The 7,487-nt window shown below is 73.1% G+C and carries 6 protein-coding genes; 2 read left to right on the forward strand and 4 right to left on the reverse strand.

Annotated features, from left to right (window positions below; genetic code table 11):
• The first annotated feature begins 2 nt into the window (after window positions 1–2).
• Entirely contained in the window at window positions 3–1,604 is a 1,602-nt protein-coding gene (locus tag FMQ63_RS36430) for a WD40 repeat domain-containing protein (RefSeq protein WP_141277010.1), read from the forward strand.
• A 15-nt stretch (window positions 1,605–1,619) separates the two neighbouring features.
• On the opposite strand, the gene FMQ63_RS36435 is transcribed toward FMQ63_RS36430, so the two are convergent.
• Entirely contained in the window at window positions 1,620–2,312 is a 693-nt protein-coding gene (locus FMQ63_RS36435) for an NAD-binding oxidoreductase (RefSeq protein WP_020478995.1), read from the reverse strand.
• Between the two features lie 84 nt (window positions 2,313–2,396).
• Here FMQ63_RS36435 and FMQ63_RS36440 point away from each other — a divergent pair, with 84 nt between their 5' ends.
• Window positions 2,397–3,137, forward strand: a complete 741-nt coding sequence (locus FMQ63_RS36440; protein WP_171445103.1) for a transglycosylase domain-containing protein — start codon at window positions 2,397–2,399, stop codon at window positions 3,135–3,137.
• Window positions 3,138–3,149: 12 nt separating this feature from the next.
• On the opposite strand, the gene FMQ63_RS36445 is transcribed toward FMQ63_RS36440, so the two are convergent.
• The 3 genes from FMQ63_RS36445 to FMQ63_RS36455 all read right to left on the reverse strand — a co-directional run.
• Entirely contained in the window at window positions 3,150–4,919 is a 1,770-nt protein-coding gene (locus tag FMQ63_RS36445; protein WP_011550881.1) for a serine/threonine-protein kinase, read from the reverse strand.
• Between the two features lie 132 nt (window positions 4,920–5,051).
• Complete coding sequence (locus FMQ63_RS36450; protein ID WP_225909736.1) at window positions 5,052–6,713, reverse strand: DUF1565 domain-containing protein; 1,662 nt, start codon at window positions 6,711–6,713, stop codon at window positions 5,052–5,054.
• A 14-nt stretch (window positions 6,714–6,727) separates the two neighbouring features.
• The coding region (locus tag FMQ63_RS36455) for a hypothetical protein (protein WP_141277012.1) at window positions 6,728–7,487 on the reverse strand (760 nt) is incomplete at its 5' end.

Raw genomic sequence — 7,487 nt, forward strand, 5'->3', positions numbered from 1 at the left:
GGGTGGTGGCGGTAGGGGGTGGTGGCTGTGCACACGCGCCTCCTCGGGTGTCCCCGGAGCTGAGCGCCCGGCTGGAGTCGGAGCCGGGCACCTGGGTGTCCGGTAGCGCCTCGGGCCTTGGGCGCAAGGCCGTCCTCAACAACAAGGACTTCATCTGGGGCCTGGCCTTCGCGCCCCAAGGCGCCCGGGTGGCGTACTCGCGCCTGGGCAGCAAGTCCTACTTCCTCTCCGTCTGGGAGCTGGGCTCCGCCGAGCCGACGATGCTGGCGGACCCGGCCATCAACCCCTACGAGTTCGACGTGGAGGGCGTGGCCTTCTCCCCGGATGGCACGCGCGTGGCCACCGCGGGCAAGGACAGCGTGGTGCGCCTCTTCGACGCGGCCACCGGCGCGCTCGTGGCGGAGCGCCGCACCGAGGAACCGCTGTCCGTGGTGGCCTTCCACCCGGAGGGGCAGTGGCTGGTGGTGGGCAGCTACAAGGGACTGATGACGGTGTTGTCGGCGCCCGCGCTGGAGTACGGCTCCGAGGAGCGCGGACACCTGGGGCCGGTGACGGCGCTGGCCTTCGCGCCGGACGGGACGCTGTATTCGGGCGGCTGGGACAAGCACGTGCGGGCCTGGCGCACCTCCGTGGAGGGGCTGCGGCCGGGGCAGGCGCGCATGCGCTTCGAGCGGCGCGCCGGCTCCGTGGTGCTGGGCGGCACGGTGAATGACAAGGCGCCGCTGTCCTTCGCGTTGGATGCGCGCGCGCCCGCGCTGGTGCTCACCAGCGAGGCGGCCGCCGCGGCGGGCATCGACGTGCCCTTCTTGAAGGAGACGGTCAACGTGCCGGGGCCGCTGGGCACCATCGCCGCGCGGCTGGCGCCGGCCCAGTCCCTGCGCTTCAAGTCCATGCGGGTGGAGGGCGTAGACGTCGCCATCTGTGACGCGTGCGTGCCGCAGGGCACCCAGGGCGTGCTGGGCGCGCCCTTCTCCGAACGGGTGGACGTGGCCTTCGACGAAGTCACGCAGGAGGCCGTGCTGTCGCTGAAGGGCGGCCCGCCCGAGGGCGCGGTGACGGTGGACGCGCTGGTGCTCGCGCGGCGCTCGGAGTTTCCCTTCCCGGCCTACGTGAGCGACGTCACCGTGGACGCGCGCGGCCAGAGGCTGGGGGTGGGGCTGTCGGAGCAGAAGCCGGAGCGCGACCGCGGCGTGTACGAGCGCGAGCGCAAGGGCGTGGAGGAGCCGCAGGGCCCCTTCAACGCGGGCGCGCTGGTGGACGCGCAGTCCGGTCAGGTGCTGGCGAAGTGGCCGGTGCACCGGGGCGTGGTGGCCACCGCGGCCATCTCCCCGGACGGGCGCTCGCTGGCCAGCGGCGGCTGGGACAAGCGCGTGTACCTGTTCACCGAAGGGGACGTGGACGCGCGCGGCGAGCACCGCTTCGACTGGTCCGTGCGGCGCGTGCGCTTCAGCCCGGATGGGCGCTGGCTGGGCGTGGCCGCGTGGACGCCCCAGGTGGCCAGCCGCGACGGGGACAGCGACCCGGCGGCGGTGCTGCTGGACGTGGGCTATGAATCGCCCACTGTGCAGGGGCCGGGCACGGCCGGCGCGTCCGTCGCTCCGTAGTCCTCACTCCACCGCTCAGAAGTTGAGGTGGATGTCACCCGCGGGCATGCCGCGGGCCTGGAGCGTCGTCATCACGCCCCGCACCATCTCCTTCTGCCCGCAGAGGAAGGCCACCGCGGCCTGCACGGGTTCTTCAGCCAGGTGGGCCTGCACATAGCCAGTGAGGCCCTGCCAGCCGCTGGCGCCGGGCTGGCTGACGGTGCGCACCACACGCACCCCGCCGGCTTCCCACTCGTGGAGTTCGTCCGTGTAGGCGAAGGCGCCCGGTGTTCGCGCGCCGAAGTAGAGCGTCACCTGGCCGTAGGCGCCGCGCTCCAACTGGATGCTGGTGATGACGGAGCGGATGGCGGAGATGCCGGAGCCGGTGGCGAACAGGAGCACGTCCTGGCCGCGGGCGCGCTCCAGGGGGAAGCCCCGTCCTTCTGGCCGTGACACGTCGACGTGGGCGCCCCGGGGAAGGTGGATGAGGGCGTCGGGCAGCGGGCTGCCCACCTTGAGGAGGAACTCCCATTGCGTCCCCGGGCGGCCGGGCGGGGAGGCGATGGCAAAGAGCCCCTGTCCCACACCAGGCAGGCGGAGGTGGACGTATTGGCCGGGCCGCTCATGGGTTCCGGCCAGGGGCGTGCCCTGGACGTCCAGCACGAGGTCGGTGAGGCCATCTGCGGCGGGTGCACTGTCAGTGACGGTGGCCGGGTGCCAGTCGTGCATGTCGGGGTTCTAACCTACGCGCCCGGCGCGTGCTGCCCCTGGTAGCCTGAGGGGGTGAAGAGTCTGCTCTGGACAATCTTGTTCATGCTGGGCCTGGCCGGCGTGGTGATTCCGCTGACGTACCTCTACACGGCGAGCAAGCTGCCGCCGCTGGAGAGCGAATTCGACGTGGAGAAGCAGCTCAAACACAGCATCGAAGGCGAGCGGATGAGCCTCCGGGCGGGGCAGTCCCAGCGCAACCCGCGCCCCATCACCTTCGTGCGGCCGGATTTCTCCAAGCTGCCCAAGGACCTGGTGGCCCTCTACATCCGCCACCTGGAGTGCCCCCGGTACTTCCAGACGCCACGAGAGGACGGGCCCGCGTGGGCCTGGCGTCTGTTCCTGGGCGCCACCGTAGGTACGTCGCCGCCAGGAGATGGGGCGTGTGAGCGCGTCCTGGCCATGCGCATCGCCGCCGCGCTGGGCATCGAGGGCACGCGTGAGCGGTCGGTGGCCGCACACCGCATCCACACCTTCATGCAGAAGGACCAGCTCATCGCGTACGACCTGTCCATCATCTACTTCGAGCGCGGCATCGTCGGCGTGGAGGACGCGGCCCTGGCGCTCTTTGGCCGTGAGCTGAGCGAGTTGAAGCTGGAGGAGCTCGCCGAGCTGCAACTGGCCCTGCCGCCGTACTCCGACTACTACGGCATCAAGATTTGCAAGAACCCCACGGTGCTCCGGCAGGACCGCAACCGGCTGCTGGAGGACCTGGCGGCGTGGCGGTTGGTGAGCGAGGACCGCGCGCGCAACGCCATGGCCCAGCCGCTGGCCTGCGCGCGCTGAGTCAGGCGCGGGTCAGCGAATCATCCCCGCCACGCCCGTTACCTTCTTGAGCAGGTCGATGCGGGCGTGGGCGCTGGTGTCGGCCCGCGCGTCGTCGCGGTACTTCGCCAGCAGGTTGCGCGCGGCGTTGGCCTTGGGGGCATCAATCTTCCCGCTCGTCTCCAGTCGGTCCACCCGGCGCTCCAGCCGGTTGATGCTCTGGAGGATGTCCTCCAGCGTGGGGGCGGAGGCTTTCAGGGGGCGGGGCGGCGCGACTCGGGTGTCCTCGGCGCGCGGGGCCGGCGGCGGACGTTCCACGCTGTCCGGCGGAGCCGGCGCGACGGCGGCGACGACCAGGGGCTGAAGCGGCACTTCCTCCACGGGGGCCTGCTCTGACTCGGGGGGAGGCGAGGGGACCGCCGCGGCCTGCTCCGGCGCCGCGGCTTGCTGCGGCGTGACCGCAGCGGTCTGCTCCGGCGCCGCGGCTTGCTGCGGCATGATGGACGGCGGCACGAGCGCGGGGGCCTTCGCGCCGCGGATGACGACCGCGGCGGCGCCCGCGAGCAGCAGCAGTGCGAAGCTCACGGCACCCAGCAGCGGCAGGTGCTTGCGCAGCGGACTGCGGACGCCCGCGGCGCGCAGCTCCTGCGAGGTCAGCGGGGTGTTCAGCTCCGGGGGCACCGGCACCGGCGTGGTGGGACGGCGCGAGTCCGCTTCCGCCACCGCGGCGGCCTTCTCGAAGCCGGGCGCGAGCGCGCTGGGGTTGGAGCGCGTGGAGGCCCGCAGGGTGCGGCGCAGCTTGTGGAGCTGCTGCCGCAGCGCGTCCGCGGAGTTGGGGCGCGTCTCCGGGTCCTTGGTGAGCATCTGCAAGATGAAGGCATCCAGCGCGGGCGGCAAATCGGAGACGAACTCCGACGGGCGAGGCGGCCGCGCCTCCACGTGCTTCATCAGCAGGTCCACCGGCGAGCTGCCCACGAAGGGCAGGCGGCCGGTGACGATTTCGAAGGTGACGACACCCAGGGCGTAGAGGTCCGTCATCGGCCCCACTTCCTGGCCGCGCGCCTGCTCCGGCGCCATGTACTCCGGCGTGCCCACCACCATGTCCGTGCGCGTCTGCGCGGTGCGGCCGGTGGGGCCCTGGCCTCGCTTGGCGAGCCCGAAGTCCAGCACCTTCACGTAGCGCGAGCCGTCCGGCTGCTGCACCAGGAAGATGTTGCTCGGCTTGAGGTCGCGGTGCACCACGCCCGCGCCATGCGCGGCGGCCAGCGCGGCCAGCACCTCGTCGAGCAGCGCCAGCGCCTCCTGCACCGGAAGCCGGTTCTTCTCCGTCAGCACCGCGTCGAGCGCCTGGCCCTCCAGGTACTCCATGACGATGTACTGCCGGCCGTCCGGCACCTGGCCGAAGCCGAAGATGTCGATGATGCCCCGGTGACGGATGGCGTTGACGGCGCGGGCCTCCGCCAGCAGCCGCTCCACCTGCTCGGTGGAGTGGGCCAGCTCCGGACGCAGCACCTTCACCGCCACGCGCTTGCCGATGAGCGGCTGGATGCCCTCGTACACCAGCCCCATGCCGCCCACGCCGATGCGCGAGCGCAGCTCGTACTCGCCCAGCTTCAAGCCGATGAGCGGGTCCCTCTGCACGGCCGCGGGCGGGGGAGGCTCTGAGGCCTGTACCACCACGTTCGGCTCCTCGCGCGGGGGCACGTCGAACGACGACAGCACCACCGTCCCATCGCGTGGGCACACGGTGGTGTCGGCAGGTACGGCCAGGCCGCAGGTATCGCAGATCAACTCGGAAGCCATCTCAAACCGGGAAGCAGCGTAGCAGGAGGACCCGGGTGGGGCGATGTGCTTCAGCCCGGAGTGCCTAGCCGGCGGTCAGGCGGAGCACGCAAGCGCCCGCCGGGCAGGCACCCCAACGTCGGACAACAGACGCTACGGGTTGGCGCTGACGCAGTTGAAGTCCGGCAGTTGCTCGCCCGTGCTCCCGTCGAGCCCGGGGCCGGCGCCGCCCGGACCGCCCGGACCGACCTGGAAGGTGACGCCGCCATCCGTGTAGCGGACCGTCGCGCCCGGGCCACACCACACGCCCACCGAGGGCCCACCGCCACCACCACCGCCTCCGCCGCCCGCGCCGCCCGCGCCGCCGGGACCACCCTCGCCGCCGGGACCGCCGGTCGTCCGGTGGATGATGATGCCTCCGTCGACGACGCCTCCGTCCCGCACGACCTGGCCGCCGTTGCCGCCGTGTCCGCCTTCGCCTCCGGGGCCTCCGGTACCGCCTTCGCCACCCTCGCCACCCGGGCCTCCGCCGAGCGTGCGCAGCACGCTGCCTTCCTCCATGGCCGCCTGGGAACCGATGAGCAGCAGGGAGATGGACGCGCCGCCACCGCCGCCGCCGCGGCCGCCTTCACCGCCACAGCCGCCGGCGCCGCCCGCGCCACTTCCGCCGCCGCCAGCGACAATCGTGTTTTCGAGTTTGCAGCTTCCGCCAGACCCGCCGCCGCCACCGCCGGAGCCCGCCGTGCCGCCGCCGCCGGGCTCGCCTTGCTGTCCGGCGACCCAGGTCCCGTCGCGCAGCACCCCCGTGCCCGCGCCGCCGCCGCCCGGAGTCCCGAGGCCTCCTTCCGCGCCGCCCTGGCCTCGCTCGCCGGGGTAGGGGTTGCAGACGCACTCGAACCTGGAGCACGCGGCGTCCGGTGCCTCGCCGCCCGCGCCGCCTGCGCCGCCCATTTCGCCGGGCCCACCCGTGCCGCCATCCCGTCCTGGATTGCCGCCGCTGCTGCCAATCACCCCCGCGCCGCCCGTGGGCTGGATGCCATCCGGGCAGGTGATGGGGGGGGCCGTCCCGCCCTGTCCCGGATCGGAGTAGCCGCTGAGGCCGTCCCCTCCTTCACCTCCGTCCGGGCCGCCCAGGCCCGCGTCCCCCGCCTCGCCGGGGGCGCCCTGGCCACCCGCGCCCGCGGCCAGGGTGACGTGACGCAGACGGACCCCGGAGGAGTCCACCATGCGCACGGCGATGGAGGGCTCACCGGGGCCGGCCGCGGTGGCGGCGCTGATCTGCACGTACTCCATCAGCACACCGGCGTCCTGGAGTCCCTGCACCGTCAACCCCAGCGTGCCGGCGTCGAACATGGCCACGCGGTTCGCGGCGCGACGCCAACCGCCACTGCGTCCGGCATATCCGCCGTGCAGCGAGACGGGGACGTCCAGCACCAGGTCCGCCTCGTCGTAGGCGCCGCCCGCGAGGAACAGGTGGCGCGGGCCGCCATCCAGTTCGCGCAGCATCGCCAGCGCGCGGCCCACGGTGCGCAGCGGCGCCTGCCGGGTGCCCACGCCCGCGTCGTCATCCCCGTCCATGGGGTCGATGAAGAGCCCCGCGTCCGCCTGGCCATCCACGCCGTCACAGTCGGTATCGGCGAAGGCGTCGTCGGGAAGGTCCTCGCCGGGGACGGGCGTACAGGCGGCGACGTTGGGCTCGCAGCGTCCCTCGTCGCTGCAGCGCTGCCGGGCACTGTCGAAGTCGTAGCAAGCGCCCGCACCGAGCGCCGCCACGAGCGCCGTACCCGTGGCGCCGAGCATCCTGGTCTTCCGCATGACTCTCCTCGAATTCAAGGCAACGTCCCGGACAGGCCCACCATGCCCCCACCGGGGACCACGGCGGCGGAGGGCTGTACCTTCGCGGGCAGCTCACCGGGCAGCAGGAACATCACCGCGCCCGCCACGAGCCCCGCCGCGCCCAGCCCAATGGCCACCCGGCTCAGCGTCTGCGCCCGGCGGCCCGACGACGCGAGCCCATCCGCGTTGTCCAGCGGAGCGTCCGGCGCGCCGCCCTTGTCGAGCCGCGAGTACTTGTCGCCCGCCTGCAGGTAGAAGACGGTGCCCACGCCGGCCAGGGCGACACCGCCCGCGGCGGGCAGCCACGCCCAGCGGCGCAGCGGGCGGATGGGCTCGGGCTCCAGCTCCGGGGCCAGCGGCTTCGCCTCCACCACGGCCACGGGCGGTGGGGGCGGCTCGGCTTGGGGCGGCGCCGGCGGCGGGCCGCGCAAGGCCGTCTGCGCCACGGGCAGCACCGCGTCGATCGATTGGGTGAGCGAGTCCAGTAACTGGTCCTCACTCACGCCGGGGATGAGGTGCTCGGTGACGAGCGCGCCGTCGTTGGCGGTGTAGATGCGCGCGCCCGTGCGGTAGCCGCTGAGCAGTTGGCCCAGCTCCGTCACCAGGACGAGCTCCGTCTTCCCCGCGGCGCCCAACGAACGGATGCAGGAGGGCGCCGTGCGGTTGCAGCGCAGCAGCGGGCGGCGCTTGGTCGCGGACAGCTTGCGGGTGATGTCCTCGATACGGACCACCACCAGCCCACGGGCCCGGAGC

The organism is Myxococcus sp. CA005, from assembly GCF_006518205.1.
In the GTDB taxonomy this organism is placed as follows: Bacteria; Myxococcota; Myxococcia; order Myxococcales; family Myxococcaceae; genus Myxococcus; species Myxococcus xanthus.

Excerpts from the sequence above, each read along its gene's own strand:
- FMQ63_RS36435 (WP_020478995.1), bottom strand. The coding sequence starts at position 2,312 with ATGCACGACTGGCACCCGGCCACCGTCACTGACAGTGCACCCGCCGCA.
- FMQ63_RS36440 (WP_171445103.1), top strand. The coding sequence starts at position 2,397 with ATGCTGGGCCTGGCCGGCGTGGTGATTCCGCTGACGTACCTCTACACG.
- FMQ63_RS36445 (WP_011550881.1), bottom strand. The coding sequence starts at position 4,919 with ATGGCTTCCGAGTTGATCTGCGATACCTGCGGCCTGGCCGTACCTGCC.
- FMQ63_RS36450 (WP_225909736.1), bottom strand. The coding sequence starts at position 6,713 with ATGCGGAAGACCAGGATGCTCGGCGCCACGGGTACGGCGCTCGTGGCG.